This window comes from Pseudomonas sp. W5-01 (genome assembly GCF_046540435.1).
In the GTDB taxonomy this organism is placed as follows: domain Bacteria; phylum Pseudomonadota; class Gammaproteobacteria; order Pseudomonadales; family Pseudomonadaceae; genus Aquipseudomonas; species Aquipseudomonas graminis_B.
The window spans coordinates 613,818-634,727 of record NZ_JAXCIP010000002.1; the positions used below are offsets into that span (position 1 = coordinate 613,818).

Here is a 20,910-nt window from a genome sequence, read left to right on the forward strand (position 1 = left end):
CGTGACGTCTGACGCCTTCCCGGCTAAAGCCGGTCCTACAGTGGGCTCACCGCTAGCCTGACTAGATGTGTGTGGTCTGGTAGGACCGGCTTTAGCCGGGAAGAGGCCTGTCGGCGGCCCTCAAGGGCAAATCCCCATCCAGATAAAATTCATCCAGTTGTGGCGGTGATATGCGGGTACCGGACAGCATGGCGTGAACCTGTCCACGGTGGTGAATCTGATGCTGGAATAAGTGCAGCAGCAAGCGATCCACCCGTTCAGGAATAATGCCTGCTGCCCGCACCACGCGCGCTCGACTGCTCAAGACGTCCTCACTCAAGCCTTCGCAATAGGTGACAAGTCGGGCGTCGGCCCCGGATTGGAGCTGGACCAGTTGCTGAATCGACAGATTCTCGGGCAGGTTCTGTCGTTGGCCCTTCAGATCAAACGTCAGTGCCGCCAGGTAAAACTGATCGACATCAAGAATGTGCCGCAATGTCAGCTCGATCGAGGGAAAAAACCTGTTCGCGGCGCCAGGTATTCTTCGTCGCTTAAGCCAAGGCATGCCGAGAGCAAGCGCCGGTTAGACCATTGATTATTGTGTGCCTGCGCCAGATAGCTGTTCATCCGAGGGCCCCGTGTAGATGGCTGGAACGACAAATCGTATTGAATGTGCGGGCGGTCAGTCACCCACCGTCTCCTTCCCGCGAGTACCGACCCGGCGCGCGCCCGGTGTAGCGGTTGAATGCCACGCTGAACGCGCTCACCGAGCCGTAACCCACGCGCTGTGCAATCCCGGCAATGTCCTCCACGCGCTCACGCAGCAGCTTTTTTGCCAGCGCCATTCTCCACGCCAACAGATACGCCATGGGTGGCATACCCAATGCGTTCTGAAAACGCTCGAAGAACGTCGAACGCGACAGGGCGGCTTCCCTCGCCAGTTGTTCCACGGTCCACGGGCGGCCCGGATGCCCGTGCATTTGCCGCAATGCCACCGCGAGGCGTTCGTCGCCCAGTCCGCGTAATAATCCGGGTGGCGCCGCTTCGGTGGCGGTGCAACGCAGCGCCTCTATAAACAGCACTTCCAGCAAATGGGCGAGGATCACGTCCCTTGCTGGCCGCTGAGCCCGGGTTCCCGGTCACCAAGCCAACCAGCGTCGCCAGTCGGGGCTCGCCGCGCACGTGGATCAGTTGCGGGAGCAGCGAGACCAATAAAGCAGCGTCCGGCGATCCGAAGGTGCAGTGACCTACCAACAACTGAACGTCGACGGGCACATCGGGCGGGCCGACACGAATGTCCCGTGGACGGACCTCGACGGGAACCCGTTCAGCGTCACCCTCCAGAACGGGCTGAAGGCTCATCATCTCGAAATCGTAAGCCGCCGGGATCAGCACAAAGTCGCCTGCCTGCAGGGTCATCGGCAACTGCCCGGCCACCGAAAGCCTCGACTCCCCTTGTAAAATCGCGCAGTAAAAAGGCTGGCCGTGTACGGAGCGCTGCACCCGCCAGGCGCCGGCGCCGTTGACGATTTTGGACAGTGAAGCGCTGGGTTGCAGCAGGGTGACCACTTCAGCGAGCGGATCGAGCATTCCGGACTCCTGCAAAAGAATAGCGGATGGGCGATGATATTCAGTCCGGTTACCACAGCTTATCGTTGCGTCACTGTCAATCACGCGATGGATACACACCATGAAAACCATTCTGATCACCGGCTGCTCTTCGGGCTTCGGCCTGACTACCGCCCAATATTTTATCGACCGAAACTGGAAAGTTATCGCGACCATGCGCACGCCGGATGCAGCGCTTTTCAAAACGTCCGAACATCTGCGCGTGCTCGCGGTGGACGTCACCGACCCAGACAGCATCCAGAACGCGATCGACGTTGCCGGGCCGATTGATGTTCTGGTCAACAACGCCGGCATCGGACTGCTGGGCGCCCTCGAAGGCTGCTCGATGCAGAAGATCCGCAGCATCTTCGACACCAACACCTTCGGCACCATGGCGATGACTCAGGCCGTACTGCCGCAGTTCCGCCAGTGCAGCGCCGGGGTCGTCATCAACGTCAACTCCAGCGTGACGATCAAATCACTGCCATTGCTCAGCATCTACACGGCGAGCAAGGCGGCGGTAAATGCGTTCACCGAATCCCTGGCGCTGGAACTTGAGCCGTTCAACATTCGCGTCAACCTGGTACTGCCGGGGCGCGCACCGGGGACCGACTTCGGCAAAAACGCACAGCCCCGCATGCAGGGCAGCATTCCGGACGCGTATGCCGATCTGGCTCAACGCGTGTTTAGCGAGTGGTCGCAATCGACACTGGTGACCGAGGCCCAGGATGTCGCCGAAGCCATCTGGGGGGCGGCGAACGACCCTGGTTCGCCGATGCGCATCGCGGCGGGCGCGGATGCGGTCGCCTTGATGGGGGAGGCAGACTGACGAGCCGCTGTTATCGCGGATCGTGCTGCCCATCCGACGAAAGCCCCTTCAAGGGAACTAACAATCAGGAACTCCACCGGTCCAAGCTGTTCCCCGAGCCGGTTGCGACAACCGGCTCACAGGTCGTCAGTTTTCCAGGCAGGAGCAGCGCATGAGCATCACCCCCACTTTTGATATCCGCAATTATGGCGCCAAGGGCGATGCCACTACTGACGATACCGTCGCCATCCAGAAGGCAATTGATGCCGCAAGCGCCGCGGGTGGGGGCAAGGTTTACATTCCTGGCGGCACCTGGCGGGTGTCGGACAGCGACGGTTCGGGCAACGCGCTCGCGCTGAAAAGCAACGTCACCCTCACCGGTGAGGGTGCCGGTGACAGCGTGCTCCAGTTGGCCGATGGCACCGGTTCGAACACCACGTCTCTGCTGGGCGTGGTGGCAGGCAGCACCGTGCGAGACGCCACCGTCAGCAATCTTACGCTGGATGGCAATCAGGCCAACGGCGGTGGGCAGGTCAGTGGCTGGTCCCAGTCGGGGGCCAACAGTACCAACCTGCTGATCGACGGCGTCACCGCGACGAACTTCAGCGGCAGTGGCTTCGACCTGACCGGCGCGTCGGTGCATCTGACAGTGCGCAACAGCACGGCCACCGACAACGCCTCCGACGGGTTTGCAGTGGGAGGTTCGCTGCCCGCACTGACCTTTCAGGACAACCGCGCGCTGGATAACGGCGCCAACGGCATCAATGTCGGCCTGGGCGGCGTAGCGGTTTCGCTGACCGACAACCAGGCGTCCGGCAACGCTGGCGACGGGATTTACGTCCATGAAGAAAGTGGCGTCGACACCGGCTTTTTCAGCGTCATCGGTGGCGACGTCTCCGGCAACGGCGGCGATGGCGTGCACATGCGCGGCATCGAATACGGCGGCGTGTATCGCCTCGATATCCACGGCAACGGCGGCTCGGGTGTCAATCTGCAAGGCACGACCCACATCGAGGTGTCTAACAACGTCATCCACACCAATGCGCAAGGCAATGACGTGCCGGAAGTGGCCATCCGCAGCCTGGGCAGCGATAACGGCACGCAGAATTTCGTCTACGACAACCTGATCACCGGCGGCGCTGGATCGACCTGGGGCGTGGCCGAGGTGCCGTCGGACGTGGCGAGCGTCGAAGGCAGCGTGATCTTCGGCAACGTCATCAACGGCACTCAAGCCGGCGACATCAGCGCGGCGGGCAACGCAAGCCAGGTCTACAACAACAGCGATGTGCTGATCGTGCGCGGCAGTGCGGGCGCTGACACGCTGATCGGCAGCCGCTCGGACGAACTCATCAGTGGCGGGGCAGGGCGCGATCGCATCGATGGCGGCGCCGGTGATGATGTCATTCAGGGCGGTGCAGGCGCGGACCGCCTCAGCGGCGGAACGGGCAGCGACGTGTTTCGCTTTACCTCGGTCAGCGACAGTTACCGCACGGCCACCACGTCATTCACCGATCGCATCACCGATTTCAACGACACCAGCGACCGTCTCGACCTGACCCTGCTGGGATTGTCCGGCCTGGGCAATGGTCACGACGGCACGCTGAAAACGACCTATAACGCTGGCACCAACATCACCTACCTCGCCAGCCTGGACGCCGATGCCGCCGGCAACCGTTTTCAACTGGCACTGGACGGCAACCACCTGAGCTCCCTGAGCGCGGCGAACTTCTTTTCGTCGATCACCGGTACGGCCAATGACGACAAGCTGCTGGGTACCGCTGCCGACGACGTGCTGCTCGGCGGTGCAGGGCGCGATACGTTGTCCGGTGACGGCGGCGCGGATCGTCTGATCGGCGGCAGCGGCGGCGACACGCTGACCGGTGGCGCAGGCGCAGATACCTTCGTCTACACCCGCGTCAGCGACAGCCTGCGCAACGATGCCAGCGGCAGCTACGCGCAACGCGACCTGATCACGGATTTCAACAGCAACGGCCATGATCGCCTGGATCTCACCGCCTTGAATTACAAGGGCCTGGGCAACGGCTACGACGGCACGCTGAAAGTGGTGCTGAACCTCGCCGGCGATCAAACGGCATTGAAGTCGCTGGAGCCGGACGCCGACGGCAACCGCTTCGAAATCCTGCTCAGCGGCAATCACCTCTATGACCTGACCGCCAGCAACGTGCTGTTCGCCAACCCCGATGACACGCGCACCGATTCGTCCCAGCCGCTGACCTCGGTGAACGCCACCGGCACGGCAGGCGCCGATACGCTGTATGGCGACTGGGGCAACGACACCTTGTTTGGCCTGGCGGGCGACGACGTGCTGGCCGGCAGCGTCGGCGATGATTTATTGGTTGGCGGTGCCGGCAGCGACAAGCTCACCGGCGGATCGGGCGAGGACACCTTCCGCTTTGATCACATCAGCGACAGCTACATCGGGGCGGCGGACCTGATCACTGATTTCACCACTGGCCACGACACGCTGGATGTTTCGGCGCTTGGCTTTACCGGCCTGGGCGACGGGCGTCACGACACTCTGCAGGTCAGTTACAACGCCAACAGCGACCGCACCTACGTGCGCAGCAACGAAGCGGACAGCGCCGGCCAGAAATTCCAGGTCACCCTGGCGGGGGATTACAGCCACAGTCTGAAGGCCGAGGACTTTGCCTTCAGCGCCGCCGTTAATGCGGCTGAGATCAAGGTGGTGGGCGTGGCGGCGCCGATGGACCATGTGGTGCTGTCCGACGCCTGATCGCCTTCAATGCATGCGGTCTCTCAGGCTGCACGCGATCTCATTGCAGGACCGGCATTAGCCGGGAAGCAGTCAGTCCGCACACCCTCACATTTGCGGTGTGACACCTGACGCCTTCCCGGCCAAAGCCGGTCCTACAGTGGGTTGAGCCAGTCCGACTTCCGCCTGGCAGTCAGTCCTGCCTCACCCAATGACTCCAATCTGTCACATCCTCGCCCCTGAACTGCCACATTGACACCGTAATGTCCTCGCCAATGAGATCGATCTCAAGCGAGTGATCATGAGTGACCTGAAAGACGTCGCACGGGTGGCCGGGGTTTCCAGAGCGACCGCCGCCCGCTGTTTCGCCTCCCCCGAAGTGGTACGCCCGACAACCCGTGACCAGGTATTCGCCGCCGCGCGAGAACTGGGTTTTCGGCCCAATCTGCTCGGTCGTCAGTTGCGCCTTCAAACCACCCAGCTCATTGGCGTCGTCGTGCCGAGCCTGCTCAACCCGGTGTTCGCCGAACAGTTTCAAGCCATGGAGCGCGCCGCGCGGTTGCGGGGCTACAACCTGCTGCTGGCGACCACCGACTACAGCGCCGAGCGGGAAAGCGCGGTGGTTGAAGAGCTGCTGCGCCAACGGGTCGACGGCCTGGTGCTGACGGTCACCGACGCCCACAGCAACCGCGTCCTGCAAAGCCTCAGCACCGAAGACACGCCCTTTGTTCTCGCCTATCACCAGCCCGGCAGCAGCAAATACAGCGCCGTCTCGGTGGACAACCGTGCAGGCATGGCCCTGGCCACGCGCTATCTGCTGGCGGCCGGTCATCGACGCATCGGCATGGTCGCGGGGCCGACGCTGCAGTCCGACCGGGCGCGGCAGCGCTACGCCGGCTACTGCGACGCAATGGCTGAACACGGCCTGGCCGCCATGCCCATCATCGAAATGCCCAGCCACACCCAGGCCGACTTCAGCGCGCTCGCGCCGTTATTGAGCGGCCCCCAAGCGCTGACTGCGCTGGTCTGCTCCAACGATTTGCTGGCGATCAGCCTGATCGCCGAACTGCGCCGCCACGGATGGGCGGTTCCTCAGCAACTGTCGATCATCGGTTTCGACGGCATCGACATCGGCACCCAGATGCACCCGACCCTGTGCAGCGTGGTCCAGCCCATCGCCGCGCTGGCGACCACCGTCATCGATCAATTGCTGGCGCAGATCGCCGGCGCCGCCCCGACTTCCCATTGCCTGCCGTGCCACATCCGGCCTGGCGAAAGTACTCAACCCTACAATCAGCCCTACGAGGAGACGCTCCATGATCCGCTTCAGTAAAACCCTGGCGGCACTGCTGCTGTGTGGCGTGGCCAGCCTGGCCCAGGCTGCCGAAACCGCGATTTGCTACAACTGCCCGCCAGAGTGGGCGGATTGGGGCACCCAGCTCAAGGCGATCGCTGACAGCACCGGCGTGCAAGTGCCGCTGGACAACAAGAACTCCGGCCAGTCCCTGGCGCAATTGGTGGCCGAGAAAGCCGCGCCGGTGGCGGACGTCGTGTATTACGGCGTGACATTCGGTTTGCAGGCGCAGAAGGCTGGCGTCGTCGGCACCTACAAACCCAAAGGCTGGGAGCAGATTCCCGAAGGCCTGAAAGACCCGGAAGGCCACTGGTTCGCGATCCACTCCGGCACCCTCGGCATCATGGTCAACGTCGATGCACTGGGCGGCTTGCCGGTCCCGCAGAGTTGGGCTGATCTGCTCAAACCCGAATACAAAGGCATGGTCGGTTACCTCGATCCGTCCAGCGCCTTCGTTGGCTATGTCTCCGCTGTGGCGATCAACCAGGCCATGGGCGGCACCCTGGATAACTTCGCGCCGGCCATCGACTATTTCCAGAAACTGGCGAAGAACGCGCCGATCGTGCCCAAGCAAACCGCTTATGCGCGAGTGCTTTCAGGCGAGCTGCCGATCCTGGTGGACTACGATTTCAACGCCTACCGCGCCCGCTACAAGGACAAGGCCAATGTCGCCTTCGTCATCCCCAAGGAAGGCAGCATCAGCGTGCCCTACGTGATGAGCCTGGTCGCCAATGCCCCCCATCAGGCCAACGCCGAGAAGGTGCTGGATTTCGTGCTCTCCGAGCAGGGCCAGGCGCTGTGGGCCAAGGCCTATCTGCGCCCGGTTCGCGCCATGAAAATGCCAGCCGACGTGGCCGCGCAATTCCTGCCTGACAGCGATTACGCCCGCGCCGGTGTGGTGGATTACCAGCACATGGCCGACGTGCAGGAAGCCTTTTCGGCGCGTTACCTGAGCGAGGTCAAGTAAGTGAGCAGCACGGTGTCGAAGGCGCAGAACGTGGCTGCGGGTGGGTTGTTGAAACGGCGTCTGCGCCCGACGGCCGCTTGGGCCCTCGCACCCGCCGCGGCAGTACTGGCGGCGTTCTGGCTGCTGCCATTGGCGCACCTGATAGTGCTCGGCGGACAGCAACGGGACGGCGCCGGCAGCGGTTACTGGCAAGTGCTCAGCAGCCCGCAGTATCTGGGCAGCCTGGCGCAAACCTGTGTGCTGGCTGCTGTGGTAACCCTCGCCGCGCTGTTGGTCGGCGGCATCACCGGCGTATTTCTCGCCCGTCAGCGTTTTTTCGGTCGCACCACACTGGTGGCGCTGCTGACCTTTCCGCTGGCGTTTCCTGGCGTGGTGGTGGGCTTTCTGGTGATTCTGCTGGCAGGGCGGCAGGGGCTGTTCGCCATGCTCGGCCTGAAGCTGGCGGGTGAGCGCTGGGTGTTCGCCTATTCCCTGGCGGGGCTGTTCCTCGGCTACCTGTATTTCTCGATTCCCCGAGTGATCCTCACGATTATGGCCGCGTGCGAAAGCCTCGACCGCAGCCTGGAGGAGGCCGCCCACTCCCTCGGCGCCGGGCACTGGCGCGTGGTGTGTGACGTGATCATTCCAGGGCTCGCGCCAGCGCTGGTGTCCTGCGGGGCGATCTGTTTCGCCACGTCCATGGGCGCGTTCGGCACGGCGTTCACCCTCGGCACCCAGCTGAACGTCACCCCCGTGGCGATCTACAACGTGTTCACCAACTACGCCAACTTCACTGTCGCGGCGGCGCTGTCGGTGGTGCTCGGCGCGCTGACCTGGGCGGTGTTGCTGCTCGCGCGGCGCATGGTCAAGCAATCGAGGACGGTCCTGTGAAGCGCTCTTCGCTGTTCATCGCGCAGCTGCTGTTCACGCTGCTGGTCTGCGCCTTCATGTTGGTACCGGTGCTGATGTCCTTGGTGGCCGGGCTCACCCGCAATTACTTTCAGGGCGTGTCCAGCGGACTGACCTTCGACTGGATCGCGCAAGTCTGGCAGGCCTATTCGCCGACGGTGTGGCTGTCCCTGCAACTGGCGGTGGCGTGTGCGGTGTGCGTCTGCGTGATCGGCGTCCCGGCGGCCTATGCGCTGGTGCGGATGAACAACCGCTTCAGTCGCGCCTTCGAGGAATTGATGGTCTTGCCGGTGGCGATGCCCGGCCTGGCCAGCGCCCTGGCCCTGCTGCTGACCTACGGCCAGTTCGGCAGTTTTCGCAGCAGTTGGCTGTTCATCCTCGTCGGCCATGTGCTGTTCACGTTGCCGTTTCTGGTGCGGCCAGTGATGGCGGTGATGCAGCGTCAGCACCTGCCGACGCTGGAGGAGGCCGCCGCCAGTCTCGGTGCCGGGCCGTTGCGACGGTTTTTCAGCGTGGTGGTGCCCAACTGCCGGGCGGGGATTCTCGCCGGCGTGCTGATGGTGGTGACGCTGTCCCTGGGCGAATTCAACCTGACGTGGATGCTGCACACGCCCATGACCAAAACCCTGCCGGTCGGTCTTGCGGACAGTTACGCCTCGGCGCGGCTGGAAGTCGCCAGCGCCTACACCCTCATATTTCTGCTGATGATCGTGCCGCTGCTGGTGGCGTTGCAGGCCATCAGCGCGCGCCTTTCCCGTGGAGAGCAAAGATGACTGGAACCACGCTGCGCCTGATCGGCTGCCGCAAGGCTTTCGCCGACGGCACTGTTGCCGTTCACGACCTCAACCTGACCATCGAGGCGGGGGAGACCCTGGCGATCCTCGGCCCGTCCGGTTGCGGTAAAACCGCCACCCTGCGGATGATCGCCGGGCTGGAGCGGCCGGACGTAGGCCAGGTGTTGTTCGGTGATCAAGACGTCACCCGTCTGCCCATCGAGCGTCGCGACGTCGGCATGGTCTTTCAAAATTACGCGCTGTTCCCCAACCTCACCGTGGAAGGCAACATCGCTTATGGCCTGAAGGTGCGCGGCATGTCTGTTGCCGAGCGCAACAAACGCTGCGCCGAACTGCTGGAACTGGTCGGCCTGCAAGAGCACGCCAAACGCGGCATTCATGAGCTGTCCGGCGGACAGCGTCAGCGGGTGGCGTTGGCCCGCGCGCTGGCGCCACGGCCGAAAGTCCTGCTGCTCGACGAACCCCTCGCGGCACTGGACGCGCAACTGCGTGAACGCCTGCGGAGCGAACTCGATCAGCTGTTGCGCAGCCTCGGCATCACCTCAGTGTTCGTCACCCACGATCAGGGCGAAGCCATGGCCTTGGGCGACCGGATTCTGGTCATGCAGCAAGGGCGCATCGCCCAGCTCGGCACGCCGCGTGAAATCTATCAGCAGCCGGCCAATCCTTTCGTGGCCGGTTTTGTCGGCAACCTCAATGCCTTTTCGGTGGCAGGCCGTACCGTCAACGGCCTGAAAGTCAGCGGCGGCGAGCTGCCCTGGGCTGAGGCGAGTGAGCCATCCACGGTGTATTGCCGGCCTGAGCATCTGCGGGTGGTGACGCGCGAAGGGCACCTGCACGGGCGTTTGCTGGGACAGTTTTTTCAGGGCGCGCAAAGCCGCTTGCTGATTGAGGTCGGCGCCGCGCAACCGCTGCTGGTCGACAGCGCCGACAGCGTTATTCATGCGCCGGGCGATCTCATTGCCCTGGCCATCGAGCCGCAGGCGCTGTTCGCCCTGCACCCGTGATCCTTGTTTAAGTGAGTTGAATGTGAACGCCCCGTTTCTCATCGCGCAGATCAGCGATCTGCACCTTAAAGCCGGCAACAAGCTGACCTATGGCGTGGTCGACACCCTCGGCGCCTTGCGTCGCGCGGTCGATCATCTGAACGCCAGCGCGCCGCGGCCGGACATCGTGGTGATCAGTGGCGACCTGGTGGACTTCGGTCGGCCGGATGAATACGCCGTCCTGCACCCCGAGCTGGCGCGCCTGAGCATGCCGTATTACCTGGTGCCCGGTAATCACGACGTCCGCGAGCACCTGCTGGCCGAATTTGCCGATCACGTTTACCTGCCGCTCTGTCCCCAGTCGCCCCTGGATTGGGTCGTCGAAGAGCACCCGGTGCGTCTGATCGGACTGGACTCGACGATCCCCGGTGCCCACGGCGGCCAAGTGCTGGACAGCCAGATGGCCTGGCTGGATGACGTGCTCGGTCGGCGCCCGGAGGTGCCGACCCTGGTGATCATGCACCACCCGCCGTTCGTCACCGGTATCGGCCACATGGAGCGCGAAGCGTTCATTAACGGGGCGGCGCTTGAGCAGGTCATCACACGGCACCCGCAAGTCGAACGGGTGCTGTGCGGTCATTTGCATCGGCCGATGCAACGGCGCTTCGGCGGCAGCATCAGTTGCACCTGCCCGGGCACCTCGCACCAGATCGTGCTCGACCTGCGCGACGACGCCCCGGCGCATTTCAACCTCGAGCCGGCGGGCTATCTGCTGCATCGCTGGGAAGCGGAGCAGGGCCTGGTGACCCACAACGGCGTGTTCGGTGATTACCCGGGGCCGTACCCGTTTTACGACGCTCAGGGGTTGATCGATTAGGCACGCCCCATCTCGGTGGACTGTCCTTACGCTTTGGCCTGGCGGCGCCCGAATGTTCTGCGGGCGCTGATGGTTGGCGTACGACTGAATTGGGTTACCTATAATCAGTCTATAGTCGTTCTATAATCGCCTATAAACGTAGATTTCACCCATATCTATAATTGGTCTATAGTCACTCTATAATTGCCTATAGAGCTGTGCAGAGATCTACAAATGCCTGAAATCCTCTACCACCGTCCCGAGCTGGCCACCCGGCTCTCCAAGCTGATCATGCAGGTGTCGGTGGGCAGTTCCGCCAGCTCCGGCGTCTTCCTGGCAGCGCCACGGCGTACCGGCAAATCCACCTTCGCACGTGAAGACCTGCGGCCTGCGCTGGAAAAAGCGGGGGCGATTGTGTTGTATGCCGACCTCTGGCAAGACCTCACCAAAGACCCAGGTCTGGTCATCGTGGAAGCGATCCGCGAAGCGGTAGGTCGCAGCGACGGTTTCATCACACGGCTGGCCAAGGCGTCCGGCGTGGAGAAGGTCGTTGTCGGCGGCTTGAACTTCAGCGTGGATAAAATCGGGCTTGGCAGGGACATCGACCTCACCACGGCGCTGGTGGCGCTCTCCGACGAATCAAAGAAGCTCATCGTGCTGATGATCGATGAAGCGCAACACGCGATCACTACCGAGGCGGGTGTGGCGGCGCTGTTCGCGCTCAAAGCGGCGAGGGACGAACTCAACAGCTCCCGGCACCATGGCCTCCGTATCGTCTGCACCGGCTCGAACAGGGACAAGCTGGCCATGCTGCGCAACAGCAAGGATCAGGCGTTCTTCGGCGCGTCGATGGTGCCTTTCCCGACGCTCGATCAGAACTACATCGACTGGCTGTGCGCCAATATCGACCTGCCATCTCCGCTCGATCCGGCAGAAGTGTTCCAGCTGTTCAAAGAAAGTGGCTATCGGCCCGAATTGCTTGGCGCAGCAGCTGATGCTATTCGCTTCGACTTTTTCATCGACCCTGAAAATGTACCTGAGCGTTTTGCCGAGCTGGTCCGGGCGCAGGCGGATGAGCTGAACGCGAACCTCAAGAAGGTGATCCACAGCCTGACCCCGATCCAGTCGGCCGTCATTCGCGTCATGGGCAGCATGGGCGATAACTTCGCCCCGTTCGAGGCGCCTACCATGGCGTTGTACGCCACAGCGATGAAGCAGTCAGGCGTTGCCGAAAGTACCATCAAGGTTGAGGTGCCGGGGGTGCAACAAGCGCTCATTGCCTTACAGGAAAAGAATCTGGTCTGGAAGGCTTCCCGGGGCGTTTACGCGGTGGATGAGCACGTGATCGTTGATCTGCTTCGTGCCGACGGGCTGCTTGAAGGCTTGTAGCCTCGAGTCAGCCCGGAAAATGGTTACCTTTTGAGGGCTATGGCCTCTTGGACAAGGCACTCAAGGGCAAACTGCTCGGTGTAGGTCATCTGAATCGGGGTGGTCTCGCCCTTGACGGTCCTTTCGCCATCCAGGATGTAGCGGATGCGCTTGTCAGTCACACCGATACGCTTTGCGATCCACGAAGGTGTTTGGCCAATCCGCGAGATCAGCTTGTCAGCGTATTCGGTGGAGGGGTTATAGAGTTCTGCGTTGGGTGTCATGTGACGTCCAGGTAGAAGTCGGGCGGGGTGCCCGAGGAGATTGCCACACAGTGTGTCAATAACTGGAGAGTGTGGCGACCTCAATATCACGGGTTTACGCAACATCAGGTTCAGCAAATCTTATGTCCAGCGTACGTGACGACTTGATCATCGCAGCGCACTCATCCCTCGGTACGGGTCTGCTGAAAAGATAACCCTGTATCTGATCGCAGCCATGCTTCACCAGCAGCTCCAGTTGCTCGAATGTTTCGACCCCTTCGGCAATGACCTTCAAGTCCAGTTTATGCGCCAATACGATGACTGCTCGGGTGATCGCCTCGTCTTCATGATTGCTCATGATGTCTTTAATGAACATTCTGTCTATTTTGAGGATGTCGATAGGGAATCGCTTCAAGTAGGCCAGGCTGGAATAACCCGTTCCGAAATCGTCGACCGAAAGGCCTATCCCGTATGACTTGATGTCTCGAAGTATTTCAACCGCCGACTCGGGTTCAATCATCAACACCGACTCAGTGAGCTCGAACTCTAAAAGAGTAGGGTTGATACCGTATTCTTCCAGGATATGTTTGACGATGTTGGCCAGGCCTTTTACCTGAAGCTGCCTGGCGGACAGGTTGATGGCGATGGGTACCAGCCTGATATGACTGTCTTCCCAGCTTTTCAACGTCTCACAGACTTTCCGGATGACCCATTCGCCCACCGGAATGATCAGGCCGGTCTCCTCAAGCATGGGAATAAAATCAGCGGGAGACACCAGGCCGAGCGAGGGATGATTCCACCTTAACAAAGCCTCCAGGCCACTGATGCTGCCATCTGCGAGGCTGACCTTTGGCTGGAAATGCAGAATAAATTCATCGCGTTCCAGCGCACCCCGTAAGAGTGTTTCAGTCTGCAGACGTTTAACGGCACTTTCGTTCATCTCGGCGTTATAAAACTTGAAATTATTACGCCCACTTTTTTTCGCATGGTACATGGCGGTATCCGCATTCTTGAGGATGACGCCGGCGTCATCTCCGTCAAACGGATAATTGGCGATGCCCACGCTTGCTGAAACAAATATGTCCTGGCCGCGAAGGTTGAACGGCTTCTCCATTGCGTCAACAACATGGGCCGCCAGGGATTTGATGAAACTTGCCGAGTAGACAGGGTGTGTGACCACAATCGAAAACTCATCCCCGCCCAGTCGCGCAACCATGCTGTTCTCATCGATGTACTCTTCCAGACGTCGACTCGCCTGGATAAGCAATTCATCGCCCACGGAATGCCCTATGGTGTCGTTCACGGTTTTGAATCTGTCGAGATCGATAAAGATGACGCTTATTGCAGATGGCGCGGAGGCTGTGCGGCTGATTGCAGCGTGCAGGTAATTATTGAGAAACCAGCGATTGGGCAAGGTGGTGAGCGAATCATTTTCGGCAAGATGGGTGAGTTTTTTCTTCGCGTCATCCCTTTCAAGCGCGGCTGCCAACAGGTTTGCCAATGTCTGGATGTAGCTAACATCTTCACGGGTAAACACGTAGTCAGTGGTGGCATACACCCCAAGAACGCCTTTGAAAACGTCCCTGCACGATATATCGACTTCCAGGGTACTTCTGATGCCATGGGTTTCCACTGTGTCATCAGTCAACAGCTTGTAGGTGTCATCAGCTCCATCGGAAATAATGGCAAGCTCAGTCGAAGCGCCCATGCGGCTGGACACCTGGCTCGCGTAGCTGCGGCGGATGTCATCGTGGGTCAGGCCAATCTCAGCGCTGAGGATCACCCCGTGACTCACTTGGTCAACGACTGATAGCGCTGCCTTGCTCATTTTTAAACCTTGCGCCGCCGTTAGCGCGGCCAGTTGACCCAGGGCTCTGACGTTTTCCTCGGTCAATGCCTGCTGGCCAAACAAGGCGATCAGGTTTTGCCTTCTGGAGTTATCCAGAATGGCGACCTCAAACTCTTTTCGGTCGGTGATATCGATGTCGATGCAGATATATTTTTCAACGCCGCCCCTGTCATCGAGGATCGGGATGATGGTGCGTTGATGCCATTTATCTGTCCCGGCACGACCTGAAAGCCTGACCTCACCGTTCCACACTTCACGTTCAGGTGTCCATTGCCACGGCTGAGTGGCGCAATACATGCCGTTCCAGACTTCATCGATCGTCAACGCCAGAAGCTCAGCGCGAGAACGCTGGGCGCTGGATACGAATCGTTCGTTAACATAGGTAATACGGCCGGAGGGTGAAAATTCGCAAACGATCGAAACCTCGTCCAGGGCATTCTTATGCTGCACCAATGTGTTCATCAACGATTCAATGCGCTGACCAAAGTGGTTGCGCATACTGGCTGCCGTACGGTTTACCGCCTTTATGGCCTCCTGTATTTCCACGGGCGCATCTGCCACCAACATCGCTTCTGCTGCCACCGCACCTGAAGCGATTTCCGCCTCATAAGAGTGAAGTTTGTCCAGGTGTGCGAGCGACCGTTTGATCATGAACCCCATCAACAGCAAACTGGTCAGCAGAAAAAGCACTGCCAGTACGGTCGCCTGCACCACCAACGTACACAGTTCAGCCGCTATTTTCTCGGCATTGAAAGACAGGCGCATCACGCCATAATCTTTGCCCCCGATCGTTATCGGACGGTTGACATCGAATAACCGTGCAGCCACCTCGGATTCTATCCACGCAGGGGCTCTTCCAGCAGGCGCCTTGGGTGCCTGCAGACGAATGACGCCACCTGACAGGTCAATAAACATGGCCGACTTGAACGGTGAGCGAGACAGGGTTTTTTCGAGGGTCCTTTTGATGGTGTCGTAATCGCCGATGATGACACTTTCTTCAACGGCCTGTGCCGCCACCTCTATCAGCATGTTAGCGCTGTCTTGTATCTCTTCAATGTGCTGGAGCATCTGGTTTTTATAAAAAAGCCCCAGCCCGGTTGTCAGAAATACCACGATCAAAATGGACAGCATCGCCAATATGCGCGACGTCAGTGATCTGGGCATCAGGCTTTTAAAGAAATTCATTAACAGCCTCTCCAGCTAGGTGTGAGATTGATTACTTATGGTTTGCTGGAGCGCTGTTATAAAAATCACGATAGGACGCATAATCCGCTTCCGTCGCAGGAATAAACTTGATCGGTTCAGGTGCATGGACGAGCTCAGTCGCGTCATGAAGAATTTTGCTGCCTTCACTATCATATTGCATATTAAAAAATGCATCGGCGACCGCCGTCAGTTCTTTTTGAGACACTCTGGGGGAGGCCATGAGGGCTAAATCGTTGAACAAGGACGAGTTCCACAGTACGCGGAACGACTTGCCTTCTCTTTCGGTGTAGCCGCTGACCAGCTGTGAATTAACCCCCATTGCCTGGGCCTTGCCACTGATCAGCTGGCTGAACGCACCATCCATGTTTCCTGCAAACACCGTAGACGTATTTATCCCTTTCTTTACCAATTCGGCGCTGGTGACTTTATAAGCGATGAACGCTTCGGGTCCCGGGTACACGACTTCCTGGCCTTCCAGTTCAGCAAGGCTATGGATGGGGGAATCGGCAGGTACCACGATTTGCCCTTCCAGGGGAGGGGCGTCACGGCGACCAAACACCTTCCAACCCATTTTGTCGCGCTCTGGACTGAAAAGATGGTTGGTAAAAGCGAAATCAACTTCTTGTGCGAGCACATAACTGGTGGTGTCGGAGGAGGTACGCCCTAATTTCAGGGTCAGGTTCACGCCGCTTTTGTCGGACACGTACCGAATGATCGGGTTCCAGAAACTGGCTGAGAGATTAAGGTTGTATTGATTGACCGGCGAAAAATTGTAGACTTTAACGTCTTCGGCACTCGCCACATTTGACAACCCAAAAGACAGCGCAATAATAAAAGCTTTGCAGGTTAGGCGTAACGTCACGTGTTCACTCCAGCGGTAGACTAGCTTATGACCCAACGGTGATTAAAGTTAAATCAAACTCATCAATCCAATATAATCGGCCGGGCGCGGGGGATCTTAAGCACCCTTTGCTTAAATAATGAGTTAAGTCTATTGGATCCACTAATCCGCCCGCATTGGTCCCTGTGATAAGGCCGTTACCCCATACTCGTTTGGATGAGGGAGGTGATTGGAGGAAGAGCCGTTATTCCGACAGTGGATGCATTCCTGATGGTGACGCGTCTGGCCCGCTCCGGCATTCGTCCTGGTGGAAGCAAGGCGACCTGAGTGGGTCAAAGAGTTAGTGTGCGGGTCAGTTACCGCTCAACCACTCGCGCTTCCGAGGGTGGCGGGCCGTCTATACCCGCCGCTCTACGCACTGGCAGAAAACGCGGCAATACGATCATGTGCGGTACTGCAAAGGCCGTTAATACAGCGAACAGCGCGCGGATTCCGGTGCCTTCCTGCAGCAGGAAGACAAGACCTCCAACCAAGATGAACAGAGCAGCGCCCAGGCATATTGGCCAAGTGAGGCGCAGGTAGGCAGACAGGTGAGGCGCGCCCAACAGACGCTGGCGAACCTGGGTCTGAGGCGCGGCGTGCAAGCTATAAAATCCAACAGCGAAGCCGACGAGGGGTGGTAACAGCACCACGGCAAACAGCGTGGCCGCTAACCACAGGCTGCGTTGGCGCCAGGAGGCCAGCAGCAATACCGGTAGCGCGATGACGCCGCTTGTGGCGAGCAACCACGTCAGCCGTTCCGCCAGTCCATGGGGTTCGCCCGAGCCGATGGTTAACGCGAGCAACCGGGCGACCTCTGTCCCATGCACCACTGCCGGACCGCCAATGATGAAGAGCCCCAACGCCAGCGATGTCAGCCGCTCGTGGAACAATTCATCTTCATGGAAAAAATGCCAGGCCGACAGCAGCAGAAACAACAGGAGTGCCGTCGCACTTGCCAGCTGCCAGCAGAGTAGACAGCCAAGGGCTGTCGCCAGGTAGGAAAAGAGGAAAGCGGGGCGTCGTGCCGTTGCCACCAGATGCATATCGCTTACCCCGTGGAGAAGCCCCAGGCCCAACCCTACCGCCAGCGCAAACGTCATCTGCGTCGCTGCCCCGGCCAGGCTGGCAATCACGGCGGTCGACAGCATGACTAGCCAGCCCATCCTGTTCACTTTCAGGCGCCTGACTTCGCCAGAGCGGCGTGCAACTTGCGCTCGGAGGTGAAGGCGTACACGACCTTGGCCAGAACATCGAGTACCAGGAAGATCCAGATGGTTGCGGCATCGCTTACCATCCATATCCCCTCTGGCCCGATGGCGAAAACAACCGGGTAGATCAACCAGAGCACAGTGAGAAAACCGATATTTTTACGGTACGCCGCTCCAATGGCCGGATGCTGCCCGGCGATATTCGCCAGTGGCTTCCACAGCAGATAAAGCACACCGACAAAAGCCGCGCACGACCAGGCAAAAAATACCCATTTCAAGGTGCCGTAAGGCGCCAACGAGGCGATCAGACCGGCCACTATCATCATCACATCCAGGGTCACGATAGACGCCACGAAGCCGGCTTGGCCTTCCTGCTCACGGCCGCCCAGATACGCCGAACTGACGACCCCGGCCAGCAGCAGAGGCGTGGTTAAGGCCCAGTCGACGTAGCGAGCGAGATAGGTAACGCTGTCGTCCGGTTTGATCAGGTTGCCTACGCCCAGCTACATGCAGAGGTAGGCCGTTGCCGCAATGAACGGGACGGCGGAGTGGACCAGTGTGTGGCCGCGCAATGGGCCGCTGTGAGCGCCTTTGGCGTAGATGGCCAACGAGGCAAGCGACATGATGACGAAGCCCAGGAGCAGAGGTATTGGGGTCATTGGGGTGTCCAGATAGTCTATGAGATCCGCTTGGCGACGCCATCTCCCAATCAGAGAAGGTTTTGCCGAGCGCTGCAGTCAGATAGAGAAGTCACGGACTAAATTGGTTCAAGATGTTTCGCTGGTGCTGACAGACTCCGCTCCCTGGGCCTGCATTCCCCACATTCACCACTAGGTTGCTCCGGGATCAACGTCGTCGATCCGAGCAGCCCGAAAAAGTGACGCTATGATGGCTACAGATAACTCGCCTGTCTGGCTTGAACGTGTCGGCCGGTGATCAGCTATCGGATTCTGCGTAGCGCATCCTCCAAGGCGTTGCGCAGGTGCTGCTTCAAGCCACTTTCCAAGGGGGCGCATATGAACAAAGCGATACTTTACGGTCTTGCACTCACGTTCAGTTCTTCACTGTGTTGGGCTGCCGATAAAGTGACGACTGTGCCGGTCAGCTTTGCCAAGGGGACAAACAGTACGAAGGTCAACGGATCATTCAACGGCTATGACAGCGTCCAGTACACGCTGTCTGCCAGGTCAGGTCAGCACATGACGGTACGGATCACGGGCAGTCGCAATGCCAACTTCAACGTGTTTGCGCCTGGCGACAAGCCCGGTCAATCCGCAGCATTGGGCAGTGGTGGTGTTGATGCGGATTGGTCCGGGGCGTTACCGACGTCGGGCAAGTACACGGTGCAGGTGTTTCAGATGCGCGCATCAGCCAGGCGTGGTGAGGCGGTGCCCTATGCGATCACCTTCAGCATCGACTGATCTGCCGCAACTGGCCGCTGATATGGATTGAAAGTTGTCTTGGTGACGCCGGATTTCTGCGCACTGACAACGATGGATGGCCGAGGAGCGGGCCAGTAATGTTCGGCCGGGATAAGCTATCGTTGCGAAGTAAGCAGTCAGTCCTTTTCTCTATCACCAAGGCGGGGCCGATGCGGTCGTCTGTAATCTGGCAGGGCGTAATTGCAAGTACTCTCGTCACGTGTCTGACAGTAGGCGTGATGGGCGGAGTAGGATGGCTGCTAACGCTGCACAGCACCGAGCGCCAGCTGGAAGAAATTGCGGTGTTATTGTCGCAGCGTGCGCAGTCGACGCTGTTACAGGCTTCCGATGCACTGAAGTCAGTTGCCGCCAGCGAGTTGCGCCCCTGTAGCCCGGAAAGCATCGATCAGATGCGTCTTGTTGCGGTAAACACGCTGTCAGTGAAATCGGTGGGCTATATCCACGAGGACATCTTCGTGTGTGGCTCGTGGGGAATGATCGGCAGGAAAATAGAGGCACGGCCCGCGGATTTTACGACTGACGATGGCGTAAAGGTCTCGATCGGCGTGTCGCCCTTGTTTGAATCATCCAAGCCAATGATGGCTCTGGAATACACGGCGTTTAACGTTCTGGTGGATTCAGAGCAACTGTTGGATGTGCTGTTCGATCATCGTGTCAGGCTGGCGATAGCCACCCGTAACGGCGATCTCGTACGTGCGAGCGATCACGGCACTCAAAGCATCGTCACCCTGGCGCATTCGGGCCCGACAAAAGGACTTAAGGACGGCTACTTGTATACGTCGGTCCGCCAGGGCTCCTGGATAGCAGTTGCGGCGATTCCCCGTGCCGAACTGATGCGCATGCTTGTCCGCCACGCGCTGTACATGATCCCACTGGGTCTGTTACTGGCAGTTGTGCCGGTATTCGGTATTGTCCGCCTGTCGAAGCGCCGTCTTTCACCTCTGGCAGAACTTGAACGCGCAGTGAAGAACCATGAGTTCGTGGTCCATTACCAGCCCATCATCGAGCTGGCACATGGACGCTGCGTGGGCGCCGAGGCGCTGGTACGTTGGATCAAGCCAGGTCATGGATCCGTCCCTCCTGATGCGTTCATTCCGTTGGCAGAACAGAGCGGATTGATCCTGGCCATTACCGATCAGGTCATGAGTCAAGTGATATACGATCTCGGCACTCTGCTGTTGAATGATCGTTCAATGCATGTGGCCATCAACTTGTCTGCAGCTGACGTAAGCAGTGGCCGATTCATCGCCGTGCTGGACGGGATAAGAGAGCGGGCAGGGATACTGCCATCACAGATCTGGCTGGAAGCAACCGAAACCGCGTTCATGGACTTGGAAGCGGCAAAAGACACCATCAGCAGAGCTCAGGCGTCGGGCTATGTGATGGCGCTGGATGATTTCGGGACCGGGTATTCAAGTCTGCAGTATTTGCAACAGCTACCGCTGGATATCCTGAAAATCGACAAGTCTTTCGTCGTTGGCATTGCCAACGCTGAAAAGGCAGCGGTCCTTTTGGACCAGTTGATCAACATCGCTGAATCGTTGGGACTGGCTGTTGTGGCGGAAGGTGTCGAGACAGCAGAACAGTTGGCCTATCTGCGTTCCCGCAACGTTCGCTATGCCCAGGGTTGGCTGTTCGCCAAAGCGATGAGCGCAGAAGGGTTCATCTCTTATGTGGGCTCGGAAGAACGCACTGTCGCGAAAGCAGATGGATGAGC

Annotated in this window: 19 protein-coding genes and 1 pseudogene; 11 read left to right on the forward strand and 9 right to left on the reverse strand. The window is 59.5% G+C overall.

The features are described from left to right. Window positions 1-91: 91 nt before the first annotated feature. The 3 genes and pseudogenes from SLW75_RS08130 to SLW75_RS08140 all read right to left on the reverse strand — a co-directional run. Window positions 92-475, reverse strand: coding sequence for a DinB family protein (locus tag SLW75_RS08130; protein ID WP_410934116.1), 384 nt, complete (start codon window positions 473-475; stop codon window positions 92-94). Window positions 476-665: 190 nt separating this feature from the next. Beyond that, a complete protein-coding gene (locus SLW75_RS08135; RefSeq protein WP_410934117.1) occupies window positions 666-1,085 on the reverse strand; it encodes a helix-turn-helix transcriptional regulator in 420 nt (139 codons plus the stop codon). Window positions 1,086-1,179: 94 nt separating this feature from the next. Next, window positions 1,180-1,764 (reverse strand): annotated as a pseudogene (locus SLW75_RS08140) (cupin domain-containing protein); the annotation flags it as partial. Between SLW75_RS08140 and SLW75_RS08145 the strand changes: the two are divergent. The 9 genes from SLW75_RS08145 (at window position 1,670) to SLW75_RS08185 (ending at window position 12,363) form a co-directional block, all read left to right on the forward strand. After that, the gene (locus SLW75_RS08145; RefSeq protein ID WP_410934118.1) at window positions 1,670-2,416 is read left to right on the forward strand and encodes an SDR family oxidoreductase; all 747 of its coding nucleotides are present in this window, start codon (window positions 1,670-1,672) and stop codon (window positions 2,414-2,416) included. The pseudogene SLW75_RS08140 and the gene SLW75_RS08145 overlap by 95 nt on opposite strands. 151 nt (window positions 2,417-2,567) lie before the next feature. Continuing rightward, the gene (locus SLW75_RS08150) at window positions 2,568-5,150 is read left to right on the forward strand and encodes a M10 family metallopeptidase C-terminal domain-containing protein (protein ID WP_410934119.1); all 2,583 of its coding nucleotides are present in this window, start codon (window positions 2,568-2,570) and stop codon (window positions 5,148-5,150) included. A gap of 280 nt (window positions 5,151-5,430) precedes the next feature. After that, window positions 5,431-6,462, forward strand: coding sequence for a substrate-binding domain-containing protein (locus tag SLW75_RS08155; protein WP_410934120.1), 1,032 nt, complete (start codon window positions 5,431-5,433; stop codon window positions 6,460-6,462). Beyond that, window positions 6,446-7,450, forward strand: a complete 1,005-nt coding sequence (locus SLW75_RS08160) for an ABC transporter substrate-binding protein (RefSeq protein WP_410934121.1) — start codon at window positions 6,446-6,448, stop codon at window positions 7,448-7,450. The genes SLW75_RS08155 and SLW75_RS08160 overlap by 17 nt, the downstream gene beginning before the upstream one ends. Before the next feature lie 48 nt (window positions 7,451-7,498). After that, the gene (locus SLW75_RS08165) at window positions 7,499-8,320 is read left to right on the forward strand and encodes an ABC transporter permease (protein WP_197985849.1); all 822 of its coding nucleotides are present in this window, start codon (window positions 7,499-7,501) and stop codon (window positions 8,318-8,320) included. Continuing rightward, window positions 8,317-9,111 carry an ABC transporter permease gene (locus SLW75_RS08170; protein WP_065988836.1) on the forward strand — a complete coding sequence of 265 codons (795 nt, stop codon included), beginning with the start codon at window positions 8,317-8,319 and terminating at the stop codon, window positions 9,109-9,111. Before SLW75_RS08165 ends, SLW75_RS08170 begins: the two co-directional genes overlap by 4 nt. Beyond that, on the forward strand, window positions 9,108-10,139 hold the full coding sequence (locus tag SLW75_RS08175) for an ABC transporter ATP-binding protein (protein ID WP_410934122.1): 1,032 nt from the start codon (window positions 9,108-9,110) through the stop codon (window positions 10,137-10,139). The genes SLW75_RS08170 and SLW75_RS08175 overlap by 4 nt, the downstream gene beginning before the upstream one ends. Window positions 10,140-10,161: 22 nt before the next feature. Next, window positions 10,162-10,995 (forward strand): phosphodiesterase, encoded by an 834-nt coding sequence (locus SLW75_RS08180; RefSeq protein WP_410934123.1) that lies wholly within the window; start codon window positions 10,162-10,164, stop codon window positions 10,993-10,995. Between the two features lie 213 nt (window positions 10,996-11,208). After that, the gene (locus tag SLW75_RS08185) at window positions 11,209-12,363 is read left to right on the forward strand and encodes an ATP-binding protein (RefSeq protein ID WP_410934124.1); all 1,155 of its coding nucleotides are present in this window, start codon (window positions 11,209-11,211) and stop codon (window positions 12,361-12,363) included. 23 nt (window positions 12,364-12,386) lie between these two features. Here the strand turns inward: SLW75_RS08185 and SLW75_RS08190 are convergent, their stop codons facing one another. The 6 genes from SLW75_RS08190 to SLW75_RS08215 all read right to left on the reverse strand — a co-directional run bounded on the left by SLW75_RS08190 (window position 12,387) and on the right by SLW75_RS08215 (window position 18,410). Continuing rightward, window positions 12,387-12,626 carry a hypothetical protein gene (locus SLW75_RS08190; RefSeq protein WP_065988840.1) on the reverse strand — a complete coding sequence of 80 codons (240 nt, stop codon included), beginning with the start codon at window positions 12,624-12,626 and terminating at the stop codon, window positions 12,387-12,389. A 94-nt stretch (window positions 12,627-12,720) separates the two neighbouring features. Beyond that, window positions 12,721-15,639, reverse strand: a complete 2,919-nt coding sequence (locus tag SLW75_RS08195; RefSeq protein WP_410934125.1) for an EAL domain-containing protein — start codon at window positions 15,637-15,639, stop codon at window positions 12,721-12,723. Window positions 15,640-15,670: 31 nt separating this feature from the next. Continuing rightward, complete coding sequence (locus SLW75_RS08200; RefSeq protein ID WP_065988842.1) at window positions 15,671-16,522, reverse strand: phosphate/phosphite/phosphonate ABC transporter substrate-binding protein; 852 nt, start codon at window positions 16,520-16,522, stop codon at window positions 15,671-15,673. Between the two features lie 335 nt (window positions 16,523-16,857). Beyond that, complete coding sequence (locus SLW75_RS08205; protein ID WP_410934126.1) at window positions 16,858-17,691, reverse strand: Brp/Blh family beta-carotene 15,15'-dioxygenase; 834 nt, start codon at window positions 17,689-17,691, stop codon at window positions 16,858-16,860. A 26-nt stretch (window positions 17,692-17,717) separates the two neighbouring features. Continuing rightward, window positions 17,718-18,254 (reverse strand): bacteriorhodopsin, encoded by a 537-nt coding sequence (locus SLW75_RS08210; RefSeq protein WP_410934378.1) that lies wholly within the window; start codon window positions 18,252-18,254, stop codon window positions 17,718-17,720. After that, a complete protein-coding gene (locus SLW75_RS08215) occupies window positions 18,255-18,410 on the reverse strand; it encodes a hypothetical protein (protein WP_410934127.1) in 156 nt (51 codons plus the stop codon). A gap of 357 nt (window positions 18,411-18,767) precedes the next feature. On the opposite strand from SLW75_RS08215, the gene SLW75_RS08220 reads away from it, so the two are divergent. Both SLW75_RS08220 and SLW75_RS08225 read left to right on the forward strand, forming a co-directional pair. Further along, window positions 18,768-19,172, forward strand: coding sequence for a hypothetical protein (locus SLW75_RS08220; RefSeq protein WP_296311974.1), 405 nt, complete (start codon window positions 18,768-18,770; stop codon window positions 19,170-19,172). Window positions 19,173-19,270: 98 nt separating this feature from the next. Continuing rightward, window positions 19,271-20,908, forward strand: a complete 1,638-nt coding sequence (locus tag SLW75_RS08225; protein WP_410934128.1) for an EAL domain-containing protein — start codon at window positions 19,271-19,273, stop codon at window positions 20,906-20,908. The last annotated feature ends 2 nt before the right edge of the window (window positions 20,909-20,910 follow it).

Excerpts from the sequence above, each read along its gene's own strand:
- SLW75_RS08145 (WP_410934118.1), top strand. The coding sequence starts at position 1,670 with ATGAAAACCATTCTGATCACCGGCTGCTCTTCGGGCTTCGGCCTGACT.
- SLW75_RS08150 (WP_410934119.1), top strand. The coding sequence starts at position 2,568 with ATGAGCATCACCCCCACTTTTGATATCCGCAATTATGGCGCCAAGGGC.
- SLW75_RS08155 (WP_410934120.1), top strand. The coding sequence starts at position 5,431 with ATGAGTGACCTGAAAGACGTCGCACGGGTGGCCGGGGTTTCCAGAGCG.
- SLW75_RS08160 (WP_410934121.1), top strand. The coding sequence starts at position 6,446 with ATGATCCGCTTCAGTAAAACCCTGGCGGCACTGCTGCTGTGTGGCGTG.
- SLW75_RS08175 (WP_410934122.1), top strand. The coding sequence starts at position 9,108 with ATGACTGGAACCACGCTGCGCCTGATCGGCTGCCGCAAGGCTTTCGCC.
- SLW75_RS08185 (WP_410934124.1), top strand. The coding sequence starts at position 11,209 with ATGCCTGAAATCCTCTACCACCGTCCCGAGCTGGCCACCCGGCTCTCC.
- SLW75_RS08190 (WP_065988840.1), bottom strand. The coding sequence starts at position 12,626 with ATGACACCCAACGCAGAACTCTATAACCCCTCCACCGAATACGCTGAC.
- SLW75_RS08195 (WP_410934125.1), bottom strand. The coding sequence starts at position 15,639 with ATGAATTTCTTTAAAAGCCTGATGCCCAGATCACTGACGTCGCGCATA.
- SLW75_RS08205 (WP_410934126.1), bottom strand. The coding sequence starts at position 17,691 with ATGCTGTCGACCGCCGTGATTGCCAGCCTGGCCGGGGCAGCGACGCAG.
- SLW75_RS08215 (WP_410934127.1), bottom strand. The coding sequence starts at position 18,410 with ATGACCCCAATACCTCTGCTCCTGGGCTTCGTCATCATGTCGCTTGCC.
- SLW75_RS08220 (WP_296311974.1), top strand. The coding sequence starts at position 18,768 with ATGAACAAAGCGATACTTTACGGTCTTGCACTCACGTTCAGTTCTTCA.
- SLW75_RS08225 (WP_410934128.1), top strand. The coding sequence starts at position 19,271 with ATGTTCGGCCGGGATAAGCTATCGTTGCGAAGTAAGCAGTCAGTCCTT.